Here is a 24,508-nt window from a genome sequence, read left to right as displayed (position 1 = left end):
CGTCGGAAGTGCCGTTCGCCGTACCGCGCAGAAGCGTTCCTGCACTGTTCCGTGCGACACGACGGAGCGACGGCGCCCCGTTCCGCGCTGCCTCAGCCCGCGCTCTGCTCCTCGGCCAGGATGCGGTCCAGCGCCTCGTCGAGGTGTGCGTCGAAATCGGCCAGCGCCCCCTCCTGGCCGAGCGGCACCAGTTTGTCCGTACGGTCGAGGAAGGCCACGAGCGGCGACGCGGACGAGCGGAACAGGGCCTGGTCGCAGCCGACCTGAAGCCTGATCAGCACCTCGCCCAGCACCTCGGCCTCGACGGGGGAGATGCGCACATCGCCCTCCCCGCACGGCCGTCCGACGCCGTCGATCAGCAACTCCCGCCCGAAGACCCAGGTGACCGGGGCGTCGCCGGGCAGATGGAAGGTGAGCCGCACGGCGTAGGGATCGCCGGTCTCGTAGCGCAACTCCACCGGAATGCGGAAGGAGAGCTCCTCCGAGACGAGAAAGCTCATCATGACCTCTGCCTGTACGGACTCGCGCATCGCCTACCCCGTCGTATGACTTCGACTGGCCGGGTTTGATCCCTCTGCCCGTGGTAAATCTTGCTGAAAGTACACAGTGGATCACAAGGAGTAAGATTTCAGATACTGATAGACAGCGTGAGCGACCCGATGTTGCGGCCGATCTCCGTTTGCAACCGGTGGGCCGCGGGCAGCAGCCGGTCGGCCTGATGGGCCGGGAGCGCGAAGGCCACGGTGGCCGCGGTCGTGCCGACCGTGATGGGGACCGCCGCGCAGACCGTGCCGAGCGCGTACTCCTGGCGCTCCACCACCGGCTCCATGCGCCGCACCCGGGCCAGCCGCCGCAGCAGGGCGTCACCCTCGCGCACGGTGTACGGGGTGAGGGCCTGTACCGGGTAGCGCGCGAGGTGGTCGCGGCGGGCGTTCTCGTCCAGCTGGGAGAGCAGGCACTGGCCGATGGCGTGCGCATGCCCGGTCTCGCGGAAGTCGGCCCACTCCTCGGCCGCGGGGGCGTCCCGGGAGTCGGAGACACACAGGACCTCGATCTCGCCGTCCCGGTACATCGCGTAGTACATCGGCGCACCGATGGAATCACGCCAGTGCGCGAGCGTGTCCGCGACCTTGCAGCGACGATTTTCCCGGGCTCCGTTGCTGCTCAGCCGCTCGGCCGCGTCACCGAGGAAGAACAGCCCCTTCTCCCGGCGCAGATAGCCCTCGTGCACCAGAGTGCGCAGCAGGTGGTAGGCGGTGGGCAGGGCCAGGCCGGTCGCACGGGCGAGCTGCTTGGCGGGGGCGCCGTACGGATGGGCCGCGACCGTCTCCAGCAGCCGCATGGCGCGCTGCACGGAGCCGATGAGGGTCGCGGTGGCCGGCTGCGGCTCGACGGCCATGCCGGACGGCCGCCGCGGGGAAGCGGCACGGGAGCGGGGCTGGGCGGGGAGTGAGCGGGTTTCTGCCGGTGCGGTGTCGACCGTGGCCAAAGGTTACTCCGGAAGCGCGAGGGGGCAGGCCGTGCGAGAGCGGGGAGCACGGTTGGGGGTCTGCGCCACCCACGGGGCGGGCCCGTGGGGAGTTCCGGACTCTAACGGCCTGCCACCGCGCGCAGACCGGCTCGCGGGGAAACTTCCCTCCCCCGAGGGAACCGGCACCCCCTCACCGGTCACCGGCTCCCCTCGTCGTTCACCAGTCGCTGTGCGAGGAGGAGTTCGACATGAACTTGCGCACGATGTAGATCAGTCCGCCGACCAGGGCCACGAAGACCAGGACCTTGAACAGCAGCCCGATCACGAAACCGACGACGCTCGCTATCAGCCCGCCGAAGACGACCAGGGCGATGACCGGCACCGCGACCCACTTCACCCACCACGGCAGTCCCGCGAAGATCCCTCGCATGGCCCTCGTCCTTCTCGTCTCGTGCGTACGTCTCGTACGGTCCCGATGTCCTGCGTCCGATGCTAGGGCCGTCAAGGGGGCCCGCGGGGCACCCGCGGCCCTTGTCCTCCCCTGAACCGTCCCCTAGGGAATCCGGGGGTCCGTTCTCACGCCTCGGGCGGAGAGAAGACGACGAGCACCCTCAGGTCCTCGCTGATGTGGTGGAACTTGTGCGCGACACCGGCGGGCACGTACACGACGCTGCCCCGCGCCACCTCGGTCGTCTCCAGGCCGACGGTGATGGACGCGCGGCCGCTGACGACGAAGTACACCTCGTCCTGGTTGTGCGGCTTCTGCGGGTCGTGCTCGCCCGCGTCGAGGGCGTAGAGCCCGACCGACATGTTCCGCTCGCGCAGGAACTGTAGGTAGGCACCCTCGTTGGCGGCGCGTTCCGCCTCCAGTTCGTCCAGCCGGAATGCCTTCATCTTCGTTGCCGCCCTCGCCTCACTGCTCGCATCCGATCGGGTCTGCCACGATCAGACACATGAAGAATTTCGTAGTCAAGACGATCGCGAACGCGGGAGCCCTGGCGGTGGCCGTATGGCTCCTGGACAAGATCACCTTGACCGGTGCCGGCACCGCCGAGAAGGCCGGCACGCTCATCGTCGTCGCGCTGATCTTCGGTCTGGTGAACTGGCTGGTCAAGCCCGTTCTGAAGGTGCTCACCTTCCCGCTGTTCATTCTGACGCTGGGCCTGATCACCCTGGTCGTCAACGCCTTGATGCTGCTGCTGACCTCGTGGGTGTGCGGCAAGCTCCAGCTGAGCTTCCATGTGGAGGGGTTCTGGACGGCCGTCCTCGGCGGTCTGATCATCTCGGTCGTCTCCTGGGCTCTGCACATGATCCTTCCGGACGAGGACTGAGCGCCCCATGACCTACCGCGTCTGCTTCGTGTGCACCGGCAACATCTGCCGTTCCCCGATGGCCGAGTACGTCTTCCGCGCGCAGGTGGCGGAGGCCGGGCTGGAGGAACACGTGGAGATCGACAGCGCCGGGACCGGCGGCTGGCACGAGGGCGAGCCCGCCGACCCGCGCACCGTCGCCGTCCTGCACGACCACGGCTACGACTGCGACCACATCGCGCGTCAGTTCCAGCCCTCGTGGTTCGCCCGCCTCGATCTCGTGATCGCCTTGGACGCGGGGCACCTCAGGGCCCTGCGCCGGCTCGCGCCGACCGAGGCGGACGCGCGCAAGATCCGGCTGCTGCGTGCGTACGCCCACACCTCGCCCGGCTCCCCCGCGCCGGACGAGCCTCCCGCGGGCGGTGACGACCTCGATGTGCCGGACCCGTACTACGGCGGCCTGGACGGCTTCGAGGAATGCCTTGAGATGGTGGAGGAGGCGAGCACCGGTCTGCTCGCCGCCGTACGGGAACACCTGGAGGGACGGGCGGCATGAGCGCGACCGGTATGAGTGAGGACCCTGTCGGCGACGGCACTCGCGCGGTCCGGGCCGGGCTGCCCGAGCCGGTCAAACACGAGCCGACCCTGCCCGGCCCCGTCTTCGCTGCGCACTTCCATCTGCCGGGCGAGGTCGCGGGTCCGTACTCCTACGGCCGGGACGACAACCCGACCTGGACGCTGCTGGAGAACGCCATCGGCGAGCTGGAGGCTCCCGGGCGGGCGGATGTCGAGACGCTGGTGTTCGCCTCCGGCATGGCCGCGATCTCCGCCGTGCTCTTCTCACAGCTGCGTGCGGGGGACGCGGTGGTGCTGCCGTCCGACGGCTACCAGGCACTGCCCCTGGTCCGCGCCCAGCTGGAGGCGTACGGCGTCGAGGTGCGCACCGCCCCGACCGGCCGGGACGCCCAGCTGGAGGTGCTGGAGGGGGCCCGGCTGCTGTGGATCGAGTCGCCGTCGAACCCGGGGCTCGACGTGTGCGACATCCGGCGCCTGGCGGTCGCGGCCCACGCCCAGGGCACCCTGGTGGCCGTCGACAACACTCTCGCCACTCCGCTCGGGCAGCGCCCGCTGGCTCTGGGCGCCGACTTCTCCGTGGCCAGCGGCACCAAGCAGCTCACCGGGCACGGGGATGTCCTCCTGGGGTACGTGGCCGGGCGCGACGCCGAGGTGATGGCCGCCGTACGGCGCTGGCGCAAGATCGTCGGGGCGATCCCCGGGCCCATGGAGTCCTGGCTCGCGCACCGGTCCATCGCCACGCTCCAGTTGCGCGCCGACCGGCAGAACGCCACCGCGCTCACCGTCGCCGAGGCCCTGCGGCAGCGGCCGGAGGTGTCGGGCCTGCGGTACCCGGGGCTGCCCGACGACCCCGCGCACAAGGTCGCCTCCCGGCAGATGCGCCGCTACGGCTGTGTGGTGTCGTTCACGCTGCCCACGCGCGCGCGTGCCGAGCGCTTCCTCGCCGCCCTGCGCCTGGTGGAGGACGCGACGAGCTTCGGCGGGGTGCGTTCCACGGCCGAGCGTCGCGCCCGCTGGGGCGGGGACGCGGTCCCGGAGGGGTTCATCCGGATGTCGATCGGCGCCGAGGACCCCGGGGACCTGGTGGCGGACATCCTGCGCGCCCTGGACGAGTCGGCGGACTGACCGGCGTCCACCGGAAAAGGGACGACGGTCCGAGCCTCCCCCCTCTTGGCTCGGACCGTCTGCGGTTCCGCTTGCGAAGAACCGTGCGACCAAGGCTAGTTGACTCTGTGTCAGTGTCCAATCACGCTGATGGCAGGGGGGTATCGACATATTTATCGTTGCCGACTGCCGGGGCCGCAGGGCGAGGGCAGGGAGGGGCTTGCCATGGATCTGGCCTTGCTGCGCACCTTCGTCACCGTGCACCGGGCCGGTTCCTTCACCCGCGCCGCGGCGCTGCTCGGCCTCTCCCAGCCCGCCGTCACCTCGCAGATCCGCACGCTGGAACGCCAGCTGGGCAGGCCCCTCTTCCTCCGCCAGGCCCGCGGCGTCACCCCGACCAGCATCGGCGACGAACTCGCCCACAAGGCCGCGCCCCACCTCGACGCGCTGGTGGAGATAGCCGAGAGCCGGCTGGAGGACGCGTCCTCGCGAAGAACGCTGCACCTGGCCGGACCGCCTGAGTTCATCGCCGAACGGGCCCTGCCCGCCCTCACCAAGCCGGTCGGCGAGGACGGCAGGGGCTTCGCACTGCGGGCCTCCTTCGGGACCACGGAAGAGGTCCTGGAAGGGCTGGCGGCCGGGCACCACGATCTGGCCATCAGCACCACCCGCCCACGCGGCGCCCTGTTCACCGCGACCGCGCTCTGCGACGAGGAGCATGTGCTGGTCGCCGCTCCCCGCTGGGCCGAGCGCATCGGCCCGGACGCGTTACGGCTGAAGGGGGCACCCGCACTCAAGGACCTGCCCCTGATCGACATCCACGAGTCGCTGCCGTTCGTCTCCCGCTACTGGACCTCGGTCTTCGACGCCCGCCCGGCCGCCCCCGGCACAATCGTCGTCCCCGATCTGCGGGCCGTGCTCGCCTGTGCGAACGCGGGCGCGGGACTGGCCGTACTGCCCCGGTACCTGTGCGCACCGTCACTCGACGGGGGAGCGCTCGTCGCCCTGCACGACCCGGTGGTGCCGCCGTTGCGCACCCACTTCCTGGTGGTGCGCACGGGCACGCTCGCCCTGCCACCCGTGGCGCAGGCCCGTGAACGCCTGCTGAGGGCGGCCGCACGCTGGTACTGAGCCCTCCCGAGGGCCACGCAACGCGGTCGTCCGAACCCGCTTTACGATGTTTCACGTGGAACCAGCCGGGCCACATTTCTCCCATGACCGTCCGACCCGTGGTCAAGCGCACCGCCCGCGCCGTTCTCCTGGACGGTGACGACCTGATCTTGATCAAGCGCACCAAGCCCGGCGTCGATCCCTACTGGGTGACCCCCGGCGGCGGGGTCGAGCCCGGGGACTCGACCGTCGTGGACGCCCTGCACCGGGAGGTATACGAGGAACTGGGCGCCAAGATCGCCGATGTGGTGCCGTGCTTCGTGGACACCGTGGAGCACATCGGCGAGGACGGGGGCGCGACCGGTGTGAAGGTGCAGCACTTCTTCGTCTGCCGACTGGAGTCCATGGACCCCTCCCTGCGCCACGGCCCGGAGGTGGACGAGCCGGCCGGCGAGTACGAGATCGTCCGTGTCCCGTTCACCCGGGTCGGCATCGCCTCCGTCCATCTGGTCCCACTGTCGCTGCGGCACTATCTGGACGGCAACATCGAGGGCGTGCGCGCCATGCACGCTCCGGATCTGGGATAGCCAGGCATCTCCGAGCAGCCGGCGGGCCGGGCGATGTTTCACGTGAAACACTCCCGCTCGGCCGCGCACCGCCGGGCTGTCCACGGACTGTACGTACGGCTACGAGATGACCTAAAGCGCGTGCGTCCGCATCGAAACGGGTGGACGCCGGGGGCCTGCTTCGGACAGCCTGACGTGCGTGCCAACTCCTTCCCTCGACGCTCTGCCCATTCGCCGTCTGACGCTTCGCGATCTCGCCGCCTGCGCCGACCTGTCCGAGGACCGGGGGTGGCCACGCGAGGAACACAAGTGGGGCTTCCTCCTCACGGCAGGACGGGGCTTCGGTATCGACGACCCCCGGGGCGGCCTCGTCGCCGCCTGCGTCCTCACCGAGTACGGAACCTGGGAGCGGCCGGAACTCGGCTCCGTCGGCATGGTCCTCGTCGCCGAGCGCCATGCCCGTCGGGGCGTCGGACGCCGCCTGATGCGCCATGTGCTGTCGCTCATGGACGGCACCCCGCTGACGCTGCACGCCACGGAGAACGGCCGCCCGCTCTACGAGGAGCTGGGCTTCAAGGTGACGGGGCGGGCTGAGATGCTCATGGGCCGCTTCACGCCCGGCGGGCCGGAGACCGGGGTGCGCACGCGCGCCGCCACCGCGGAGGACCTGGCCGGGATCCTGCGGCTGGACGAGGAGGTGTTCGGCGCCGACCGCACGCCCCTCATCGCCCGGTTGCCCGCCTTCGCGGACCAGCTCCGGGTGGCCGAGGAGGACGGCCGGATCACCGGTTACGCGGCCGCCTGGCCGAACATGGACACCCATGTCGTCGGACCGCTGATCGCCCGGGACACGGAGACCGCCCGGGCGCTGATCACCTCCCTGGCAGCCGGCACGGACCGTCCGCTGCGCACCGACATCGACGTGCGCCACGAGGAGCTGCTGGCGTGGGCCAAGGCGCGGGGCCTGGCGTCCGTGGTGTTCAACTCGGTGATGTCGTACGGCACCCACGAGCTGCCCGGTGACTGGACGCGCCGGTTCGCCCCGTTGACGGTGGCCGCCGGCTGAGCCGCCGTACGACATGGACAGGCCCCGCCGCGGGAAGCGGCGGGGCCTGTGTCCGTACCGGAGCGGGCGATCAGGCGAGGGCCCGCACGGCCGCGGTGGCGAAGCCGTGGTCCTGCACGGGCGCCCCGCCACCGACGCCGACGGCGCCGATCAGCCGGCCGTCCCGGTGGACGGGGACGCCGCCCGCGATGAACAGCAGCGGCCGGTCGAGGGCCGTCGGCAGCGTGTGGAAGAGGCCGCCCGGCTGCACGGCGTCGACCAGGTCGGCGGTGGGGGTGTTCAGCTGAAGCGCGGTGTAGGCCTTGCGGGTGCTGGTCTCGCCGGAGATCAGCACGGCCCGGTCGTCCCGGCGGAAGGCGAGCAGGTGGCCGCCCGCGTCCAGAACGGTGACGCTGACGGTGACTCCCGCCTCCTCGGCCGCTCGGCGGGCCGTGGCGACCAGCAGCTCGGCGTCCTCGATGGTGAGCGGGGCGACGGCGGTGGTGGTCATGGACGTGTCTCCTCGGGTGTTGCGGTGGGGGCCGCACCGGGGCCGGTGCGGGTGGCTGTGAAGGGCGCTGTGGTGGCGTCCGGGGTGGTGACTCAGTGGTGGACGGCGGCGTGCCGACCGCTGGGGGCGCCCGCGGCGACCACGGTGGCGCGGGCGGCGTCGCGGCGCTCCAGGACGGCCGAGAGGACGGCGAGGACCAGCGCGGCTGCCGCGAGGACGGCACCGACCCAGTTGGGGGCCGTGTAGCCGAAGCCGGCCGAGATCACCAGGCCACCGAGCCAGGCGGAGAGGGCGTTGCCCAGGTTGAAGGCGCCGATGTTCACCGCCGAGGCGAGCGTGGGCGCGCCGTGCGCCTGGTCGAGGACGCGCTTCTGCAGCGGCGGGACGGTGGCGAAGCCGAGGGCGCCGATGAGGGCGATGGTCACGGCGGCCGCGATCTTGTTGTGGGCGGTCAGCGTGAACAGGGCGAGGACGAGGGCCAGGGCGCCCAGCGAGACGTACAGCATCGGCATCAGGGCGCGGTCGGCGAACTTGCCGCCGATGAGGTTGCCGCCGACCATGCCGATGCCGAACAGGACCAGCAGCCAGGTGACCGAACCGTCGGCGAAGCCGGCGACGTGGGTCATCATCGGCGCGATGTAGGTGATGGCCGCGAAGACACCGCCGAAACCGAGGACGGTCATCGCCATGGCGAGCAGGACCTGGGCGTTCTTGAAAGCGGCCACCTCGTGCCGCAGGTGCACGCCCTCGGGGCGGGGCAGCTCGGGCACCAGCTTGGCGATGCCGGCGAGACCGATCACGCCGAGCGCGGCGACGATCCCGAAGGTGACGCGCCAGCCGACGTGCTGGCCGACCAGGGTGCCCAGCGGGACACCGACGACATTGGCGACGGTCAGTCCGGTGAACATCATGGCGATGGCGCCGGCCTTCTTCTGCGGCGCGACCAGCTCGGCCGCCACGACCGAGCCGATGCCGAAGAAGGCTCCGTGAGCGAGCGAGGCGACCACACGGCCGATCAGCATGACCGCGAAGGCGGGGGCCAGCGCGGACAGCAGGTTGCCCGCGATGAAGAGGCCCATCAGCAGCATCAGCATCCGCTTGCGAGGGACCTTGGTGCCGAGCACGGTCATCAGCGGGGCGCCGATGACCACGCCGAGCGCGTAGCCGGTCACCAGCAGGCCGGCCGTGGGGATGGAGACCCCGAAATCACCCGCGACCTCGGGCAGCAAACCCATGATCACGAACTCGGTGGTCCCGATTCCGAAGGCCCCGATCGCGAGGGCCAGAAGCGCGAGAGGCATGTGGGGGTACACCTTCCCAAACGGTTGCAGGAGCGCTTTGCGTGTCATCACGATAATTGCAGACGCGGGATAATTGCAAGAGCGGGCTATCACGGAAGTGGTCTACTCTTGAGGAATCCGCTCCGGGACGGAGGAACACGCCAATGACAGCGACGGACCCCGCGCTCACCGCCCTCGCTCAGGGCTGGTGCGCCCTCTCTGCGCTGCACGGGAAGATCGAGGCGCACATCGAGCGCGCCCTGCAGGCGCAGCACGACCTCAGCGTGCGCGAGTACTCACTGCTCGACGTACTGAGCCGACAGCACGACGGCGAGGGCGGGCATCTCCAGATGAAGCAGGTCGCCGACGCGGTCGTGCTCAGCCAGAGCGCCACCACACGTCTGGTCACCCGCCTCGAGGACCGCGGCCTGCTGGAGCGCTATCTGTGCCCCACCGACCGGCGTGGCATCTACACCAACGTCACCGAGGAGGGCCTGCGGTTGCTGGAGAAGGCACGGCCCACCAATGACGCCGCCCTGCGCGAGGCGCTGGACAAGGCATCGGAGAACCCCGAACTGGCCCCGCTGGTCAGGGTCGTGGAGTCGCTGAACGTGCCCGCGTAGGGTGCGGGTATGGGAGATCTTGAGATACGGGCGGCAACCGCCGACGACCTTCCGGCGATCATCGCCATGCTCGTCGACGATCCGCTGGGCGCACAGCGGGAGTCGCCCGACGATCCCGCGCCGTACCAGGCGGCGCTGAAGCGGCTGGAGGCGGACCCGAACCAGCATCTCGTCGTCGCGGTGCGCGACGGCCGGGTGATCGGGACCCTCCAGCTCACCACCATCCCCGGGCTTTCCCACCGGGGCGCGACACGAGCGCTCATCGAGGCCGTGCGCATCCATGCCGACGAACGCGGCAGCGGGCTGGGCACCGAACTGATCCAGTGGGCCATCGACACGGCCCGGCGGCTCGACTGCCGGATGGTGCAGCTGACGTCCGACAAGGCCCGTCCCGACGCCCACCGCTTCTACGAGCGGCTCGGCTTCACCGCCTCCCACGAGGGCTTCAAGCTGCACCTCTGACGGCCTTCACCTCGCTGGAAGCGGAGCAAAGAGGGCCCGCGTTTCACGTGAAACGCGAGTCCCTCTTCGTCGGTGGACCGTTCGACGGATCAGGCGAGGCCCCGCCAGCCCTCCGGGTCCACGCCACCGGGCACCGGGGCCTCGGGGTCGTACGGCTGCCGGGTGAACACGAACGAGCCGAGGTCGAGATGGCTCAGCGACCCGTCCGGCCGCCGCACCGGCCGCAGCAGCTCACCGGCGTAGTAGTCCTCCAGCCCCGTCCAGGTGCCGTCGCCGTTCGAGCGGAAGCGGGAGCCGCGCCCGCCGCCGGTCAAGGGAGCGAGCGAGAGAAGACCGTCGGCCGTCACCCGCAGCCCGAAGGCAGCAGTCCCCCAGTACCACTGACCGGCCAGTTCCAGGACCGCCGGGTCGACCTCCCGCAGCGGGCGCCACGGCTCGGGGATCTTCGGCTCCGCCTCGGCGACGATCCGCACGAGATCGGCGCCCACGGTCCCCAGCGACGGCCCGCTGGTGCAGTTGGTGAGCACCACCGCGGCCAGATCGTCCTCCACGCTGATGGTGAGGTTGGCCAGGAAGCCGGGCAGCGAACCGGAGTGCCCGACCAGCAGCCGCCCGTCGCGGGTGGTGAGCTGCATCCCGAGGCCGTAACTGGTCCCGTCCACCACAGCGGATGCCTCGGCCGGCGCCGCCGGGGTCCGCATCTCCAGCACCGACTCCGCGCTCAGCACCCGCTCGTCGCCATGGGCCAGGAAGACCGCGAACCGCGCCAGGTCCCCCGTGGTCGACCACAGCTGGCCGGCGGACGCCATCCGGCCCAGGTCCTCCGCTGGCTCCGGCAGCAGCGCGTCGGCCCACGGATGCACCGCCCAGCCGCCCGCGTGCGGGGCCTGCGGCCGAGCACTGGTGCGGTGCAGGCCGAGCGGTTCGAGGATCTCCCGGCGCAGCACCTCCTCCCAGGGGGCGCCGCGCAGCTCCTCCACCAACGCGCCGAGCAATGTGTAGCCGGTGTTGGAGTAGTGGTGCAGCCGCCCCGCGGGATGCAGCAGGGGCTGCTCGCCGAGTACATCGCTCAGCTCGGGCCGCAGCGAGCCCGGGGTCCGCTCCCACCAGGGCCCGGGGGACTCGGCCGCCACCCCGCCCGTGTGCGCGAGCAGCTGGGCGATCGTGGCCTGCCCCACGGCGGTGCCCGGCAGATGCTTGTCCAGCGGATCACCGAGGTCGAGCACGCCCTCGTCGCGCAGCCGCATCACCAGTACGGCCGTGAAGGTCTTGGTGATGGACCCGATCCGGTACTGCACGTTCTCGTCCGGCGCGTGCCCCTCCACCGAGCTGCGCGCCCCGTGCCACACGGTTTGCCCGTCGCGCACCACGGCGGCGACCAGCGACGGTGTCCGTCCCTCGCGCTGGGCGACGGCGATCCTGTGCAGCAATGCGCGCTGCGTCCCCGGGAGCAGCACGTCCTGTGAAGTCGTCATCCCCCCAGTCCATCCGCTGGAACACCGGGCGTCGAATTCATTTCCGGCGCGGGCGCGTCACCCAGGGGCCGCGGCGTCCGATCAGGTCTGGGCCATGTCCACGAAGCGCGAGTAGTGGCCCTGGAAGGCGACCGTGATGGTGGCCGTGGGACCGTTTCGGTGCTTGGCGACGATCAGGTCGGCCTCGCCCGCGCGCGGGGACTCCTTCTCGTAGGCGTCCTCGCGGTGCAGCAGGATGACCATGTCGGCGTCCTGCTCGATCGAGCCGGACTCACGCAGGTCGGAGACCATCGGCTTCTTGTCGGTGCGCTGCTCGGGACCACGGTTGAGCTGGGACAGCGCGATGACCGGGATCTCCAGCTCCTTGGCGAGCAGCTTGAGGTTACGGGACATGTCCGAGACCTCCTGCTGACGGCTCTCGGCGCGCTTGGAGCCGCCGGACTGCATCAGCTGGAGATAGTCGATGACGACCAGCTTCAGGTCGTTGCGCTGCTTGAGCCGACGGCACTTGGCCCGGATCTCCATCATCGACAGGTTCGGGGAGTCGTCGATGTAGAGCGGGGCGGCCGAGACGTCCGGCATGCGGCGGGCGAGCCGGGTCCAGTCCTCGTCGGTCATCGTGCCGGAGCGCATGTGGTGCAGGGCGACCCGGGCCTCGGCGGACAGCAGACGCATCGCGATCTCGTTGCGCCCCATTTCGAGCGAGAAGATGACGCTCGGCAGGTTGTGCTTGATGGCCGCGGCCCGCGCGAAGTCCAGGGCGAGCGTCGACTTGCCCATGGCGGGACGGGCCGCGATGACGATCATCTGACCGGGGTGCAGACCGTTGGTGAGCGAGTCGAAGTCGGTGAAGCCGGTCGGCACGCCCGTCATCTCGCCGCTGCGCGAGCCGATCGCCTCGATCTCGTCGAGGGCGCCCTCCATGATGTCGCCCAGCGGCAGATAGTCCTCACTGGTGCGCTGCTCGGTGACGGCGTAGATCTCGGCCTGGGCGCTGTTGACGATCTCGTCCACGTCGCCGTCGGCCGCGTATCCCATCTGGGTGATGCGCGTCCCGGCCTCGACCAGACGGCGCAGGACGGCGCGCTCGTGGACGATCTCCGCGTAGTACTCGGCGTTGGCCGCCGTCGGCACCGTCTGGACCAGGCTGTGCAGGTACGCGGCGCCGCCGACCTTGTTGATCTCGCCGCGCTTGGTGAGCTCGGCGGCGATGGTGATCGGGTCGGCCGGCTCGCCCTTGGCGTAGACGTCCAGGATCGCCTGGTAGATCGTCTCGTGCGCGGGCTTGTAGAAGTCGTGGCCCTTGAGGATCTCCACGACGTCGGCGATGGCGTCCTTGGACAGCAGCATGCCGCCCAGCACCGACTGCTCGGCGTCGAGGTCCTGGGGGGGCACCCGCTCGAAGGAGGAGCCGCCGCCGTCCCAGGAAGCGTTGTCCCGGCCCCGGTCGTGCTGCTCGTCACGACCCCGGCCGCCGTCGGGACGCCGACGGGAGGCCGGCAGACGATCGCTGGGCCCGCTGTCCGCCCACGGATCGTCCAAGGGCTCGGAAATGCTCACCGAGCCACCTCCTCCCGTCCGCGCGGCGGACCTCGCCGTGACCTCTGTTGTACGGCACGGCACTGACAAATCGAGAGGCCCGACTCCGCTTCTGGCGCGGTCGGTATATGCCGTTTCCCGAACCTCGGAGGGAACGTCTTCCGGGGCCGGGAGAAGGAGCGGGCGCCGGACCACGGTAGGCCCGTCGGCACCGTCAGCCAATCTGGTTATCCACAGGCCATGTGGACGACCGGCCCGATGCTGTGGAGAACTCGCCGAAACCTGTGCACGACCCGGTGGACAGCCCTGTGAACAAGCCCTCGCCCTCGTCGGCAACACCTCTCTGACCTGCGGGTTCGGGATCCACGGGCTGTGCAGAAGAAAAAGTTTCCCGGTCGGGCCAAGATCGCTTCGAACGGTGCGCGAAACGACGGCGGCCGAGATCGCAAGTAAGGGGCGCCAGCCAATTGCATCTCTTACCTGTGGACGATTAGATTAGCGCTCATGACTCAGGCTCCCGAGATCCCCGAGGCCACCCGTCGGCGGCACGACCGAGAGATCGTCGCGCTGGCCGTCCCGGCCTTCGGCGCACTCGTCGCCGAGCCCCTCTTCGTCATGGTGGACAGCGCGATCGTCGGCCATCTCGGCACCGCTCAGCTCGCCGGTCTCGGCGTCGCCTCCGCACTGCTGACCACCGCCGTGAGCGTGTTCGTCTTCCTCGCCTACGCCACCACTGCCGCCGTGGCCCGCCGCACGGGCGCGGGCGATCTCCGGGGCGCCATCCGCCAGGGCATGGACGGCATCTGGCTGGCGCTGCTGCTCGGGTGTGCCGTCATCGCCGTCGTCCTTCCACTGGCCCCCGGCATCGTGGACCTCTTCGGCGCCTCCTCCACGGCCGCCCCCTACGCCACGACGTATCTGCGCATCTCCTCCCTGGGCATCCCGGCCATGCTCATGGTGCTCGCCGCCACCGGCGTGCTGCGCGGCCTCCAGGACACCAGGACTCCCCTGTATGTCGCCGTCGCCGGCTTCATCGCCAACGCCGTCCTCAACGCAAGCCTGGTCTACGGCGCCGGACTCGGCATCGCCGGCTCGGCCTGGGGCACGGTCGTCGCGCAGTGCGGGATGGCGGCCGTCTATCTGACCGTGGTCGTGCGCGGCGCCCGTCGGCACGGAGCCTCGCTCCGCCCGGACGCGGCCGGTATCCGGGCCTCGGCGCAGGCCGGCGTACCCCTGCTGGTCCGCACCCTGTCGCTGCGCGCCATCCTCATGATCGCCACCGCGGTCGCGGCCCGGCTCGGGGACGCCGACATCGCCGCCCACCAGATCATCCTGTCCCTGTGGAATCTGCTTGCCTTCGCGCTCGACGCGATCGCCATCGCGGGACAGGCCATCATCGGCCGCTACCTCGGTGCGAGCGATGCCCAGGGTGCTCGTGAGGCATGCCGGCGGATGGTCCGGTGGGGCATCGCGACCGGTGTCGTCCTCGGGCTGCTGGTGGTCGCCGCCCGGCCGCTCTTCCTCCCGCTGTTCACCGGTGACGCGGTGGTCAAGGACGCGGCGCTGCCCGCTCTGCTGATGGTGGCGCTGTCACAGCCCATCTGCGGGATCGTCTTCGTCCTGGACGGAGTCCTGATGGGCGCGGGCGACGGGCCCTATCTGGCCTGGGCCATGCTGCTGACCCTGGCCGTGTTCGTGCCGGTCGCCCTGCTCGTCCCGACGCTCGGCGGCGGACTGACCGCGCTGTGGGCCGCGATGACGCTGATGATGACCACCCGCATGGCGACCCTGTGGTGGCGCAGCCGCTCGGGCCGCTGGATCGTGACGGGCGCGACCCGCTGACCGTTTCACGTGAAACATCACCCTCCGCCCGAGGGCTGCACACGAAAGGGCCGCGCACAAAGGAGAGGGGCCGTACCCGCGATGGGTACGGCCCCTCTCTCTCAGCTGCTCAGACCGAGCACGGCGGTCAGCCCGCGACGACCTCGATGTTGACCTTGGCGGCCACCTCGGGGTGCAGACGCACGGACGTCTCGTGGGCGCCCAGGGTCTTGATCGGAGCGGACAGCTCCACACGGCGCTTGTCGACCTCGGGGCCACCGGAAGCCTTGATCGCGGACGCGATGTCGGCCGGGGTGACGGAACCGAAGAGACGGCCGGAGTCGCCGGAGCGAACGGCCAGGCGGACCTTCACGCCCTCGAGCTGGGCCTTGATCTGGTTGGCCTGCTCGATGGTCTGGATCTCGTGGATCTTGCGAGCACGACGGATCTGCTCGACGTCCTTCTCGCCACCCTTGGTCCAGCGGATAGCGAACTTCCGCGGGATCAGGTAGTTGCGAGCGTAGCCGTCCTTGACGTCGACGACGTCGCCGGCGGCACCGAGGCCGGAGACCTCGTGGGTGAGGATGATCTTCATGAGTCGGTCACCCTTCCCTTATCGCGCGGTGGACGTGTAGGGCAGCAGCGCCATCTCACGGCTGTTCTTCACGGCCGTGGCGACGTCACGCTGGTGCTGGGTGCAGTTGCCGGTCACGCGGCGGGCACGGATCTTGCCGCGGTCGGAAATGAACTTCCGCAGCATGTTCGTGTCCTTGTAGTCCACGTACGTGACCTTGTCCTTGCAGAAAGCGCAGACCTTCTTCTTCGGCTTGCGCACAGGCGGCTTCGCCATGGTGTTTCTCCTGTGTGATCAAGAAGTGTGGATACGAGCCCTAGAAGGGAGGCTCGTCCGAGTAGCCGCCACCGCCACCGGAGCCACCGCCCCAGCCGCCGCCACCCTGGTTGCCACCGGCGGGAGCGCCGGTCGCCCACGGGTCGTCAGCCGGAGCGCCGCCGCCCTGCTGGCCGCCACCGGGGCCGCCGCCCCAGCCGCCGCCACCCTGGCCGCCACCGCCGCCGTAACCGCCCTGGCCACCGCGACCGCCACCGCCGGAGGTCTTGGTGACCTTGGCCGTGGCATTGCGCAGGCTGGGGCCGACCTCGTCGACGTCCAGCTCGTAGACCGTGCGCTTGACGCCCTCACGGTCCTCGTAGGACCGCTGCTTCAGCCGGCCCTGCACGATCACGCGCATGCCTCGCTGGAGCGACTCGGCGACGTTCTCCGCCGCCTGGCGCCAGACCGAGCAGGTCAGGAAGAGGCTCTCGCCGTCCTTCCACTCGTTGGTCTGACGGTCGAAGGTGCGGGGAGTGGACGCGACGCGGAACTTCGCGACCGCCGCACCGGACGGGGTGAAGCGCAGCTCGGGGTCGTCGACAAGATTGCCGATGACCGTGATGACGGTCTCGCCTGCCATGGGGGAACCTCTCGGCGGGTTTGCTGCTGGCTGCTTGCTGCTACTCGAATCCCGGGATCAGCCGAGCGAAAGCTCAGTGGGTCTCGGGACGGAGGACCTTGGTCCGGAGGACCGACTCGTTCAGGTTCATCTGCCGGTCGAGCTCCTTGACGACCGCAGGCTCGGCCTGCAGGTCGATGACCGAGTAGATGCCCTCGGGCTTCTTCTTGATCTCGTAGGCGAGACGACGACGGCCCCAGGTGTCGACCTTCTCCACCTTGCCGCCGCCATCACGGACGACGGACATGAAGTTCTCGATCAGCGGGGAGACCGCACGCTCCTCGAGATCGGGGTCGAGGATGACCATCACCTCGTAGTGACGCATGTGGAACCCACCTCCTTTGGACTCAGCGGCCACGGTCGTTCCGTGGCAGGAGGGTCGTAATGCGTTCGCAACGGTATCGGCCACCACTGACAATCAGGGTTTTCCACTGACGATCGTGTGACGATCACGGGCCGGGAGGATTCCCCGCCCCGGATCCGGGCAGACACCGGTGCAGACGGTACAGACTACCCGCACACCCGCTTCCGGTTGAAATCCGGCCGGGAGGGCCGTCAATCTGTACGCGTCGGGTGTGTACGGCGCTACGATGCGCCGCCTTCCGCAGGAGGTGCCCCATGGCACAGGCTTTGCAGCCGAACACCGCCGGATCCCTCTTCGCCAGCGACGGCAAGACCCACCCAGTCCCGGACATCCTGATGGCCGTGACGCTGGTCCTGGGCCTGCTGTCCTTCATCACCGCGTTCTTCCCCGGCCTGCATCTGCTCACGTCCTGGGCCGGCCTGGTGGGCATCCTCACCGGCGCGTACGGGCAGTGGGTCTCGGTGACCACCCGCGAGCGCTTCGGGCTCGTCCTGGGTCTCGGCGCCTCCGGAATCGGCCTGCTGATCGGCATGTCGAACGGCGGCCTGTTCGGCGGGCTCTTCTGACCCGGCCCCTTGCGGGCGGGCCCTTCTGAGCCGTCCGCCCGGTCGGGGCGCTCACCCGGGCAGTAGGCTTCGGCGCGAGAGCCGGAGCCCCTGTACCCATGGGGACACACCAGCCCGAGGAGCGCCCCGACATGAGCCTGACCCTGAGGACCATCAGCCGCGAGCAACATCTGGCCTACATCCAGAGCCTGCCGTCGGCGAGTCACATGCAGGTCCCGGCCTGGGCAGACGTGAAGGCGGAATGGCGCTCGGAGAACCTCGGCTGGTTCGACGAGCGCACCGGCCAGCTGGTCGGCGTGGGCCTGGTCCTCTACCGCCAGCTGCCCAAGATCAAGCGCTACCTCGCCTATCTGCCCGAAGGCCCGGTCATCAACTGGTACGCGCCGAACCTGGACGACTGGATCCAGCCGATGCTGGCGCACCTGAAGCAGCAGGGCGCCTTCTCCGTGAAGATGGGCCCGCCGGTGATCATCCGGCGCTGGAACGCCGAGACGATCAAGAAGGGCATCCAGGACCAGGACGTCAAGCGCCTGCGCGACCTGGAGGCCGACTTCATCGAGCCGCGCGCCTTCGAGGTGGCCGACAAGCTGCGCCGCATGGGCTGGCAGCAGGGCGAGGACGGCGGCGCCGGCTTCGGTGACGTGCAGCCCCGTTACGTCTACCAGGTGCCGCTGGCGAACCGTTCCCTGGAAGAGGTCCACAAGAACTTCAACCAGCTGTGGCGACGCAACATCAAGAAGGCCGAGAAGGCCGGCGTCGAGGTCGTCCAGGGCGGTTACCAGGACCTCGCCGAGTGGCAGCGGCTGTACGAGATCACGGCCGTGCGCGACCACTTCCGGCCCCGCCCGCTGTCGTACTTCCAGCGCATGTGGACGGCCCTCAACACCGAGGACCCCAACCGGATGCGGCTGTACTTCGCCCGGCACAACGGCGTGAACCTCTCCGCGGCGACGATGCTGATCGTCGGCGGCCACGTCTGGTACTCCTACGGCGCCTCCGACAACATCGGCCGCGAGGTGCGGCCGTCGAACGCCATGCAGTGGCGGATGCTGCGCGACGCCTACGCGCTCGGTGCCACCGTCTACGACCTGCGCGGCATCTCCGACTCCCTGGACGAGTCCGACCACCTGTTCGGCCTGATCCAGTTCAAGGTCGGCACGGGCGGCCAGGCCGCGGAGTACCTCGGCGAATGGGACTTCCCGCTGAACAAGCTGCTCCACAAGGCGCTCGACATCTACATGTCGCGCCGCTGAGCCGCCGACGTTTGATTCCATAGGGTTCACAGCACTCACACCCCTGAAACACCTCAGCCACGAGAAAGGGTCCGGGTCCGGCCATGGCGCTCACGCTCTACGTCGACACCGCGCGCTGGCGGGCGCACCACAAGCATGTGCAGGAGCAGTTCCCGGGCCTGGTCCCGGTCTGCAAGGGCAACGGCTACGGCTTCGGGCACGAACGGCTGTCGGAAGAGGCCACCCGGCTCGGCTCGGACCTGCTCGCCGTCGGCACGACGTACGAGGCCGCGCGCATCAAGGATTTCTTCAGCGGTGACCTGCTGGTGCTGACGCCCTACCGGCGTGGCGAGGAGCCCGTGCCGCTGCCCGACCGGGTCGTGCGCTCGGTCTCCTCGATCGACGGCGTGTACGGCCTGGTGGGCGCCCGGGTCGTCATCGAGGTGATGTCCTCGATGAAGCGGCACGGCATCAGCGAGCAGGACCTGCCGCAGCTGCACCAGGCCATAGAGAACGTCCGCCTGGAGGGCTTCGCCATCCATCTGCCGCTGGACCGCACCGACGGCTCGGACGCCGTCGAGGAGGTCATCGGCTGGATGGACCGGCTGCGCGCGGCCCGGCTGCCGCTGCACACGATGTTCGTCAGCCACCTCAAGGCCGACGAACTGGCCCGGCTCCAGCAGCAGTTCCCGCAGACCCGGTTCCGCGCCCGCATCGGCACGCGGCTGTGGCTGGGGGACCACGAGGCGACCCAGTACCGCGGTGCCGTCCTGGACGTCACGCGGGTGGCCAAGGGCGACCGGTTCGGCTACCGGCAGCAGAAGGCGGCCTCCGACGGCTTCCTGGTGGTCGTGGCGGGCGGTACGTCGCACGGGGTGGGTCTGGAGGCCCCGAAGGCCCTGCACGGCGTCATGCCGCGCGCCAAGGGCGTCGCCCGCGCCGGTCTCGCCACGGTCAACCGGAACCTCTCCCCGTTCGTCTGGGACGGCAAGCAGCGCTGGTTCGCCGAGCCGCCGCACATGCAGGTGTCGATCCTGTTCGTCCCCTCGGACGCCGCGGAGCCCAAGGTCGGCGACGAGCTGGTGGCCCATCTGCGGCACACCACCACGCAGTTCGACCGCATCGTGGACCGCTGAGGCCCCAGTCCGGCGAGAAGGCCGTACACGGAGCACCGTGTACGGCCTTCTTCATGCCCTCGGGAAGCGTTCGCTCAGAGCGAATCGCCCTGGTGGGGTGCGGAGTCCTGCCTGCCCCAGTCCACCTGCGGCGCCTCGTGGCGGGTGGCGTGCCGGGGCGGGCGGGCCGCCGCGCCGAGGACGAAGACGTCGTCCGCCCCGTCGAGCACCCCGCCCGAGGGGTCGTCGTCCCCGGACCGGCGCACCACGTCCCGTTCCGGCGTCAGGATGTCGCGGACGACGACGGCGCACAGGTACAGCGTGCCCAGCAGGTGCAGCGCGATCGCCCAGTGGTAGCCGTGCGTCGGCAGGCCCTTGTGGGCGTCCCCGCTGGTCGTGTACGCGAGGTACATCCAGATGCCGAGGAAGTACGCCACCTCGCACGCCTGCCAGATCAGGAAGTCCCGCCACTTCGGCCGGGCGAGGGCCGCCAGCGGCACCAGCCAGAGCACGTACTGCGGCGAGTAGACCTTGTTGGTGAGGACGAAGACCGCGACGATGAGGAAGGCCAGCTGGGCGAAGCGCGGCCGGCGCGGGGCGGTGAAGGTGAGCACGGCGATGCCGAGGGCGCACAGCACCACCAGCACCGTCGCCGCGGTGTTCACGAAGCCGGTGCCGGGCGGGTTGCTGGAGTTCTGGGACCAGATCAGCCAGAAGGAGCCGAAGTCGACGCCCCGGTCCTGGCTGAACGTGTAGAACTTCGACCAGCCCGGGAAGGCGAACAGCATCACCGGCAGATTCACCACCAGCCAGGCGACCGCCGCGCCGGCCACGGCCTGCCCGTACTCCCGCCATTTGCCGGCCCGCCAGCACAGCACGAGCAGGGGCCCGAGCAGGAAGACGGGATAGAGCTTGGCGGCCGTGGCGAGCCCCAGGAGGACGCCGAAGGCGACCGGGCGGCGGCGGGCCCACATCAGCATCGCGGCGGCCGTCAGCGCCACCGCCAGCAGGTCCCAGTTGATGGTGGCGGTCAGCGCCGCGGCGGGCGCCAGGGCGACCAGCAGGCCGTCCCAGGGGCGCCGCCGGTGGGTGCGGGCCACGCAGACGGCGAGGACGGCCGTGCAGACCATCAGCATGGCGGCGTTGACGAACCAGTACCACTGCTCCTGGTCCTGGATGCTGCCGCTGTGCGGGGTCAGCCAGGAGGCCACCTGCATGAACACCCCGGTCAGCACCGGGTATTCGAGGTAGCCCATGCCGCCGGAGAGGTCGTCCGGGAGTCTGTCGAAATAGGGCACGAGGTGGTCGGCGAAGCCGCGGCCCTGGTAGAGGTGCGGGATGTCCGAGTAGCAGGCCTTCGTGTACTGGGAGCTCGCGCCGAAGAACCAGGCGCTGTGGTAGCACGGCGCCTTCTGTACCAGGCCGAGGGCGAACATGCCGATCGCCACCAGTGCGACGACCCGCACGGGCGTCCACCAGGAGGTCCTCAGCCGGGCATAGCGCCCGATGGGGCCGCCGATCAGCTCACTGCCGACCGCTGCGACCTCGTCCTCCCTGGTCGGGCGCACCGGCTCCGATGGGGCGGACCGCTCCGGCTCGGGCTCACGCACGCCCGCGGGTGTCGTCTCTGCACTGGGCATGGGCCACATCCTGCCGTACCCGTCCGGGAAAACGCGGAGGGCCGCCACACCTCACGGGTGCGGCGGCCCATGTTTCACGTGAAACGCACATGGCGGGCGATATGACCGCCGATCGGTCGGACGACCGGGTCAGCCTGTCGGGCCTCCCCAGAAGCCTCCCGTGCCGGTGCCCCGGTTGTCCCCATTGGGGTCGGTGGCCGACGTCGAGGGCGACGGGCCGCCGTCCCCGCCGGGGCCGCCCCCGCCGGGACCGCCGTTGCCCCCGCCGTTGCCGTTGTTGCCGCCGTTGCCGTTGCCACCGTCGCTGCAGCCGAAGAAGCCACAGCTCTGGCTGGCCGACGGGCTCGAGGAGGGCCCGCTGTCGCTCGGCGACGGGCTCGTGCTCGGGCTGGAGGACGGGCTCTGGGTGACCGACGGGGTCGGCGTCGGGCTCGGCTCGGGGTTGATCACCCTGCCGATGGGCTGGGGCGCCGGGAAGGTCAGCGCCGGCTGGCCCTGGAGCGCCTCGGCCATGTAGTCGTGCCAGATCTCCGCGGGGAACGAGGCACCGTGGATCTTCTTCTGGCCACCCGTTCCGTACATCTCCAGGAACGTCCGCTGCTTGTTGTTCGCGTTGTCGTCCAGACGGAACATGCTGATCGCGGTGGACAGCTGCGGGGTGTAGCCGACGAACCAGGCCGACTTGTTGCCGTCGGTGGTACCGGTCTTGCCGGCCACCTCACGTCCGGGCAGCCGGGCGCTGGTGCCCGTGCCCTTGTCGACCACGGTCCGCAGGACGTCGGTGACGTTGTTCGCCACGTTCGGGTCGAAGGCGTCCTTCGGCGCCGCCTTGTGCGTGAAGACGACCCCGTCCTTGTTCTCGACCCGGTCGACCGAGTACGGGTCGTTCTGCTTGCCGCTGGCGGCGAAGGTGCCGTAGGCCCCGGCCATGCGGATGGCGCTCGGGTCGGAGGTACCGATCGAGAAGGACGGGTAGTTGGCGCTGGCCAGGCTGCTCTCCAGCACACCCGCGTCCAGCGCGGACTGCTTCACCTTGTCCAGGCCCACGTCCATGCCGAGCTGCACATAGGCGGAGTTCACCGAGAACTGCATCGCCTCGCGAAGGTCGATCTTGTAGTCCGGCGGGTTGCCGACGTTGTCATTGCCGTCGTTGGTCTGGAGCCACTCCTTGCCGTCCTTGTCGGTCCAGACTGTGTGGTCGTAGTTCTCGATCTTGAGCTTGTTCTTGCCGCTGTACAGGCTCTTGGGGGAGGCGATCGTGCGCTGGTCGGGCCCCTGGTTCTCCTGGCCGTGCGGGTCGCGGACACCCCACTTCATCGCGGCCGCCAGCACGAAAGGCTTGAACGTCGAACCCACCTGGGCACCGGTCGAGTCGGCGTTGTCGGTGAAGTGCTTGGTCGCGTCCTCACCGCCGTAGATGGCCTTGATGGCGCCCGACGTCGGGTCGACCGAGGCACCGCCGAACTGGACGTAGGTGTCCGTCTCCGGGCGCTGCTTGGGCTTGATGTTGGCGTCCCGGACGCGCTTGACGGCGGCTTCCAGCGCGTCGACCTTCTTCTTGTCGAAGGTCGTGTAGATCCGGTAACCGCCCTTCTGCAGATCGTCCGCGGTGACGTGGGTCTTGTCGCTGTTGTTGATCAGGTAGGACTTGGCGAGGTCGACCAGGTAACCGATCTGGCCGCTGAGCCGGCTGTTGGACCGCGGGTTCTGCCAGTGCGGCAGCGTGCGGTACTTGTCCCGCTCGGCTGCGCTCAGATGGCCGTACTTGACCATCTTGTCGAGGGTGTCCTGCATCTGCCCCAGCGCACGCTTCTGGTTCGCCTGCGCCGTGGCGTTGGGGTCGAGGGACGTGGCGCCCGCCGGGTCGTAGTAGGTGGCGCCCTTCAGCATCGCCGCCAGGAACGCGCACTGACCCGGGTTGAGGTCCTTGGCGTCGACGTTGAAGTAGGCGCGGGCGGCCGCCTGGATGCCGTAGGCGCCGCGGCCGAAGTACGCCGAGTTCAGGTATCCGGCCATGATCTTCGGCTTGGGCACGGTGGCGCCCACCTTGATCGCGACGAAGATCTCCTTGAACTTGCGGGACAGGGTCTGCGACTGGTCGTCCAGCATGGCGTTCTTCACGTACTGCTGGGTGATCGTCGAACCGCCCTGGGTCTGACCGCCCCGCGCCATGTTGAAGATCGCGCGACCGATGCCCGACGGGTCGACACCGCTGTCGGTCTCGAAGGTCTTGTTCTCCTGGGAGATGACGGCGTAGCGCATCTCCCTGGGGATGTCCTCGTAGTTGATGATCTGCCGGTTGGTCTCACCGCCGGTGGCGACCATCACCGATTTGTCGGACCAGTAGTAGACGTTGTTCTGCGCCGTCGCCGTCTTGGCCACGTCCGGAACGCTCACCATCGCGTACCCGATACCGGCCACAGCCACGAGGCAGCCGACGAAACCGATGAACATGCCCGACACGAGCTTCCAGGACGGCACCCAGCGGCGCCATCCGTACTTGCCGACACGGGGATAGTCGATGATCCGCTTCTTGCCGGGCGGTGCCGTGCGTCCCCGGCCCCGTCCTGGTCCGGTGGGACCGCCCGGGCCGCCGCGGCGGCCCCCGGGATCGGCCCTGCGGCGCCCGCCCCCGCTTCTCTGGGCGGCGCGCCGGGCCTCGGCGCGGCCGCCGAGCGGCCGCTCCGCGTCTCCCGGAGAGTCGGCAGGCGATCCGCTGGCGCCTCGCGGTGCCGCGCGGCGACCGGGGGACGAGCCTGGCTGGCCACGTCGGGCCGCGGCACGTCCGCCTCCCTGCGGCTGCGGCGGTTTGCGACGGTGCTCGCTCATCGAACGATTACTCCTCGGGCAGGCGCACCCGTGCGCGCCTGGAACGGCGGCTGGTTTCCGGTCCCCCCGGCGTACGGATGCGGTCGGTCGCGCATTCACCCGTACTGCACCGGGGACGACGACGCTCCCCAGGCGTCGCATGGTTCCCGGTGGTCTGCATGCCGCACAGACTACGCACCGCCAAAACCCGCCGAGCCCCGAAGTTCACCGCAAACCAGGCAAGTTGCCTCCTACGAATCGGTTATGTGATCCCGTTCACCACCGCCCCTCTTGTCCCGTGCGATACGCCGTTCTATCGTCGGGATGTATCGAGTCGATACATCAGCGCGAGATAAAGACGCGTTGAGGGGCACGGAGA

Annotated in this window: 26 protein-coding genes; 12 read left to right on the top strand and 14 right to left on the bottom strand. The window is 69.8% G+C overall.

Features of this window, described 5'->3' with window-relative positions; translation table 11 throughout:
- Positions 1-92: 92 nt before the first annotated feature.
- The 4 genes from ACSP97_RS18285 to ACSP97_RS18270 form a co-directional block, all read right to left on the bottom strand.
- Positions 93-530 carry an SsgA family sporulation/cell division regulator gene (locus ACSP97_RS18285; protein WP_070028813.1) on the bottom strand — a complete coding sequence of 146 codons (438 nt, stop codon included), beginning with the start codon at positions 528-530 and terminating at the stop codon, positions 93-95.
- Between the two features lie 98 nt (positions 531-628).
- Positions 629-1,399 (bottom strand): IclR family transcriptional regulator, encoded by a 771-nt coding sequence (locus ACSP97_RS18280; RefSeq protein WP_355321472.1) that lies wholly within the window; start codon positions 1,397-1,399, stop codon positions 629-631.
- A gap of 289 nt (positions 1,400-1,688) precedes the next feature.
- Positions 1,689-1,901: a DUF5326 family protein gene (locus ACSP97_RS18275; protein WP_070028814.1), complete on the bottom strand. Its 213-nt coding sequence runs from the start codon at positions 1,899-1,901 to the stop codon at positions 1,689-1,691.
- A gap of 146 nt (positions 1,902-2,047) precedes the next feature.
- On the bottom strand, positions 2,048-2,365 hold the full coding sequence (locus ACSP97_RS18270) for a cupin domain-containing protein (RefSeq protein ID WP_146468739.1): 318 nt from the start codon (positions 2,363-2,365) through the stop codon (positions 2,048-2,050).
- A gap of 59 nt (positions 2,366-2,424) precedes the next feature.
- Here ACSP97_RS18270 and ACSP97_RS18265 point away from each other — a divergent pair, with 59 nt between their 5' ends.
- From ACSP97_RS18265 to ACSP97_RS18240, 6 genes are all read left to right on the top strand, one after another.
- Positions 2,425-2,802, top strand: a complete 378-nt coding sequence (locus tag ACSP97_RS18265) for a phage holin family protein (protein ID WP_180330274.1) — start codon at positions 2,425-2,427, stop codon at positions 2,800-2,802.
- Between the two features lie 7 nt (positions 2,803-2,809).
- On the top strand, positions 2,810-3,337 hold the full coding sequence (locus ACSP97_RS18260; protein ID WP_440558323.1) for a low molecular weight protein-tyrosine-phosphatase: 528 nt from the start codon (positions 2,810-2,812) through the stop codon (positions 3,335-3,337).
- A gap of 11 nt (positions 3,338-3,348) precedes the next feature.
- Positions 3,349-4,482, top strand: a complete 1,134-nt coding sequence (locus ACSP97_RS18255; protein ID WP_388292239.1) for a cystathionine gamma-lyase — start codon at positions 3,349-3,351, stop codon at positions 4,480-4,482.
- Between the two features lie 204 nt (positions 4,483-4,686).
- Positions 4,687-5,592: a LysR family transcriptional regulator gene (locus ACSP97_RS18250; RefSeq protein ID WP_440558321.1), complete on the top strand. Its 906-nt coding sequence runs from the start codon at positions 4,687-4,689 to the stop codon at positions 5,590-5,592.
- A gap of 83 nt (positions 5,593-5,675) precedes the next feature.
- Positions 5,676-6,158, top strand: coding sequence for an NUDIX hydrolase (locus tag ACSP97_RS18245; protein ID WP_070028820.1), 483 nt, complete (start codon positions 5,676-5,678; stop codon positions 6,156-6,158).
- 178 nt (positions 6,159-6,336) lie between these two features.
- Entirely contained in the window at positions 6,337-7,203 is an 867-nt protein-coding gene (locus tag ACSP97_RS18240) for a GNAT family N-acetyltransferase (RefSeq protein WP_440558319.1), read from the top strand.
- 70 nt (positions 7,204-7,273) lie between these two features.
- On the opposite strand, the gene ACSP97_RS18235 is transcribed toward ACSP97_RS18240, so the two are convergent.
- Entirely contained in the window at positions 7,274-7,693 is a 420-nt protein-coding gene (locus ACSP97_RS18235; protein WP_440558318.1) for a GlcG/HbpS family heme-binding protein, read from the bottom strand.
- A gap of 92 nt (positions 7,694-7,785) precedes the next feature.
- The gene (locus tag ACSP97_RS18230; protein WP_440558317.1) at positions 7,786-8,994 is read right to left on the bottom strand and encodes an MFS transporter; all 1,209 of its coding nucleotides are present in this window, start codon (positions 8,992-8,994) and stop codon (positions 7,786-7,788) included.
- Between the two features lie 143 nt (positions 8,995-9,137).
- Between ACSP97_RS18230 and ACSP97_RS18225 the strand changes: the two genes are divergently transcribed.
- Positions 9,138-9,596 (top strand): MarR family winged helix-turn-helix transcriptional regulator, encoded by a 459-nt coding sequence (locus ACSP97_RS18225; protein ID WP_358296215.1) that lies wholly within the window; start codon positions 9,138-9,140, stop codon positions 9,594-9,596.
- 9 nt (positions 9,597-9,605) lie between these two features.
- Positions 9,606-10,058: a GNAT family N-acetyltransferase gene (locus tag ACSP97_RS18220; protein ID WP_440558315.1), complete on the top strand. Its 453-nt coding sequence runs from the start codon at positions 9,606-9,608 to the stop codon at positions 10,056-10,058.
- 89 nt (positions 10,059-10,147) lie between these two features.
- Here ACSP97_RS18220 and ACSP97_RS18215 read toward each other — a convergent pair whose 3' ends face one another.
- Both ACSP97_RS18215 and dnaB read right to left on the bottom strand, forming a co-directional pair.
- Entirely contained in the window at positions 10,148-11,533 is a 1,386-nt protein-coding gene (locus ACSP97_RS18215) for a serine hydrolase domain-containing protein (protein ID WP_440558314.1), read from the bottom strand.
- A gap of 81 nt (positions 11,534-11,614) precedes the next feature.
- The gene (gene dnaB / locus ACSP97_RS18210; RefSeq protein ID WP_070028827.1) at positions 11,615-13,093 is read right to left on the bottom strand and encodes a replicative DNA helicase; all 1,479 of its coding nucleotides are present in this window, start codon (positions 13,091-13,093) and stop codon (positions 11,615-11,617) included.
- Positions 13,094-13,576: 483 nt separating this feature from the next.
- On the opposite strand from dnaB, the gene ACSP97_RS18205 reads away from it, so the two are divergent.
- On the top strand, positions 13,577-14,914 hold the full coding sequence (locus ACSP97_RS18205; protein ID WP_355146554.1) for an MATE family efflux transporter: 1,338 nt from the start codon (positions 13,577-13,579) through the stop codon (positions 14,912-14,914).
- Positions 14,915-15,041: 127 nt separating this feature from the next.
- Here ACSP97_RS18205 and rplI read toward each other — a convergent pair whose 3' ends face one another.
- The 4 genes from rplI to rpsF form a co-directional block, all read right to left on the bottom strand.
- Positions 15,042-15,488: a 50S ribosomal protein L9 gene (gene rplI / locus ACSP97_RS18200; protein ID WP_070028829.1), complete on the bottom strand. Its 447-nt coding sequence runs from the start codon at positions 15,486-15,488 to the stop codon at positions 15,042-15,044.
- A gap of 18 nt (positions 15,489-15,506) precedes the next feature.
- The gene (gene rpsR / locus ACSP97_RS18195; protein WP_003949403.1) at positions 15,507-15,743 is read right to left on the bottom strand and encodes a 30S ribosomal protein S18; all 237 of its coding nucleotides are present in this window, start codon (positions 15,741-15,743) and stop codon (positions 15,507-15,509) included.
- A gap of 40 nt (positions 15,744-15,783) precedes the next feature.
- Positions 15,784-16,365 (bottom strand): single-stranded DNA-binding protein, encoded by a 582-nt coding sequence (locus tag ACSP97_RS18190; RefSeq protein ID WP_070028830.1) that lies wholly within the window; start codon positions 16,363-16,365, stop codon positions 15,784-15,786.
- Positions 16,366-16,438: 73 nt separating this feature from the next.
- Positions 16,439-16,729 (bottom strand): 30S ribosomal protein S6, encoded by a 291-nt coding sequence (gene rpsF, locus ACSP97_RS18185; RefSeq protein WP_070028831.1) that lies wholly within the window; start codon positions 16,727-16,729, stop codon positions 16,439-16,441.
- A gap of 293 nt (positions 16,730-17,022) precedes the next feature.
- Here rpsF and ACSP97_RS18180 point away from each other — a divergent pair, with 293 nt between their 5' ends.
- From ACSP97_RS18180 to ACSP97_RS18170, 3 genes are all read left to right on the top strand, one after another.
- Positions 17,023-17,334, top strand: coding sequence for a hypothetical protein (locus ACSP97_RS18180; protein WP_391870221.1), 312 nt, complete (start codon positions 17,023-17,025; stop codon positions 17,332-17,334).
- Positions 17,335-17,465: 131 nt separating this feature from the next.
- Entirely contained in the window at positions 17,466-18,587 is a 1,122-nt protein-coding gene (femX, locus tag ACSP97_RS18175; RefSeq protein ID WP_070028833.1) for a peptidoglycan bridge formation glycyltransferase FemX, read from the top strand.
- An 83-nt stretch (positions 18,588-18,670) separates the two neighbouring features.
- Positions 18,671-19,702: an alanine racemase gene (locus ACSP97_RS18170; RefSeq protein WP_355146549.1), complete on the top strand. Its 1,032-nt coding sequence runs from the start codon at positions 18,671-18,673 to the stop codon at positions 19,700-19,702.
- 74 nt (positions 19,703-19,776) lie between these two features.
- On the opposite strand, the gene ACSP97_RS18165 is transcribed toward ACSP97_RS18170, so the two are convergent.
- Positions 19,777-21,321, bottom strand: a complete 1,545-nt coding sequence (locus ACSP97_RS18165) for a glycosyltransferase family 87 protein (RefSeq protein WP_355525793.1) — start codon at positions 21,319-21,321, stop codon at positions 19,777-19,779.
- A gap of 129 nt (positions 21,322-21,450) precedes the next feature.
- Entirely contained in the window at positions 21,451-24,150 is a 2,700-nt protein-coding gene (locus tag ACSP97_RS18160; protein WP_440558307.1) for a transglycosylase domain-containing protein, read from the bottom strand.
- Positions 24,151-24,508: the final 358 nt, after the last annotated feature.

Origin of the sequence: Streptomyces sp. SCPE 10 (assembly GCF_051980735.1) — a bacterium.
Classification (GTDB): domain Bacteria; phylum Actinomycetota; class Actinomycetes; order Streptomycetales; family Streptomycetaceae; genus Streptomyces; species Streptomyces misionensis.
The sequence above is the reverse complement of the archived record's forward strand: the minus strand, read 5'-3'. Positions and strand labels throughout refer to the sequence as shown.

What these genes read in the sequence shown, in the direction of transcription:
- ACSP97_RS18220 (WP_440558315.1), top strand. Translation starts at nt 9,606, where the DNA reads ATGGGAGATCTTGAGATACGGGCGGCAACCGCCGACGACCTTCCGGCG.
- rpsF (WP_070028831.1), bottom strand. Translation starts at nt 16,729, where the DNA reads ATGCGTCACTACGAGGTGATGGTCATCCTCGACCCCGATCTCGAGGAG.
- ACSP97_RS18265 (WP_180330274.1), top strand. Translation starts at nt 2,425, where the DNA reads ATGAAGAATTTCGTAGTCAAGACGATCGCGAACGCGGGAGCCCTGGCG.
- ACSP97_RS18245 (WP_070028820.1), top strand. Translation starts at nt 5,676, where the DNA reads ATGACCGTCCGACCCGTGGTCAAGCGCACCGCCCGCGCCGTTCTCCTG.
- ACSP97_RS18205 (WP_355146554.1), top strand. Translation starts at nt 13,577, where the DNA reads ATGACTCAGGCTCCCGAGATCCCCGAGGCCACCCGTCGGCGGCACGAC.
- ACSP97_RS18270 (WP_146468739.1), bottom strand. Translation starts at nt 2,365, where the DNA reads ATGAAGGCATTCCGGCTGGACGAACTGGAGGCGGAACGCGCCGCCAAC.
- ACSP97_RS18250 (WP_440558321.1), top strand. Translation starts at nt 4,687, where the DNA reads ATGGATCTGGCCTTGCTGCGCACCTTCGTCACCGTGCACCGGGCCGGT.
- ACSP97_RS18165 (WP_355525793.1), bottom strand. Translation starts at nt 21,321, where the DNA reads ATGCCCAGTGCAGAGACGACACCCGCGGGCGTGCGTGAGCCCGAGCCG.
- ACSP97_RS18260 (WP_440558323.1), top strand. Translation starts at nt 2,810, where the DNA reads ATGACCTACCGCGTCTGCTTCGTGTGCACCGGCAACATCTGCCGTTCC.
- ACSP97_RS18235 (WP_440558318.1), bottom strand. Translation starts at nt 7,693, where the DNA reads ATGACCACCACCGCCGTCGCCCCGCTCACCATCGAGGACGCCGAGCTG.
- rplI (WP_070028829.1), bottom strand. Translation starts at nt 15,488, where the DNA reads ATGAAGATCATCCTCACCCACGAGGTCTCCGGCCTCGGTGCCGCCGGC.
- ACSP97_RS18170 (WP_355146549.1), top strand. Translation starts at nt 18,671, where the DNA reads ATGGCGCTCACGCTCTACGTCGACACCGCGCGCTGGCGGGCGCACCAC.
- ACSP97_RS18280 (WP_355321472.1), bottom strand. Translation starts at nt 1,399, where the DNA reads ATGGCCGTCGAGCCGCAGCCGGCCACCGCGACCCTCATCGGCTCCGTG.
- ACSP97_RS18285 (WP_070028813.1), bottom strand. Translation starts at nt 530, where the DNA reads ATGCGCGAGTCCGTACAGGCAGAGGTCATGATGAGCTTTCTCGTCTCG.
- ACSP97_RS18190 (WP_070028830.1), bottom strand. Translation starts at nt 16,365, where the DNA reads ATGGCAGGCGAGACCGTCATCACGGTCATCGGCAATCTTGTCGACGAC.
- rpsR (WP_003949403.1), bottom strand. Translation starts at nt 15,743, where the DNA reads ATGGCGAAGCCGCCTGTGCGCAAGCCGAAGAAGAAGGTCTGCGCTTTC.
- ACSP97_RS18160 (WP_440558307.1), bottom strand. Translation starts at nt 24,150, where the DNA reads ATGAGCGAGCACCGTCGCAAACCGCCGCAGCCGCAGGGAGGCGGACGT.
- ACSP97_RS18180 (WP_391870221.1), top strand. Translation starts at nt 17,023, where the DNA reads ATGGCACAGGCTTTGCAGCCGAACACCGCCGGATCCCTCTTCGCCAGC.
- ACSP97_RS18275 (WP_070028814.1), bottom strand. Translation starts at nt 1,901, where the DNA reads ATGCGAGGGATCTTCGCGGGACTGCCGTGGTGGGTGAAGTGGGTCGCG.
- ACSP97_RS18230 (WP_440558317.1), bottom strand. Translation starts at nt 8,994, where the DNA reads ATGCCTCTCGCGCTTCTGGCCCTCGCGATCGGGGCCTTCGGAATCGGG.
- ACSP97_RS18225 (WP_358296215.1), top strand. Translation starts at nt 9,138, where the DNA reads ATGACAGCGACGGACCCCGCGCTCACCGCCCTCGCTCAGGGCTGGTGC.
- ACSP97_RS18255 (WP_388292239.1), top strand. Translation starts at nt 3,349, where the DNA reads ATGAGTGAGGACCCTGTCGGCGACGGCACTCGCGCGGTCCGGGCCGGG.
- femX (WP_070028833.1), top strand. Translation starts at nt 17,466, where the DNA reads ATGAGCCTGACCCTGAGGACCATCAGCCGCGAGCAACATCTGGCCTAC.
- ACSP97_RS18215 (WP_440558314.1), bottom strand. Translation starts at nt 11,533, where the DNA reads ATGACGACTTCACAGGACGTGCTGCTCCCGGGGACGCAGCGCGCATTG.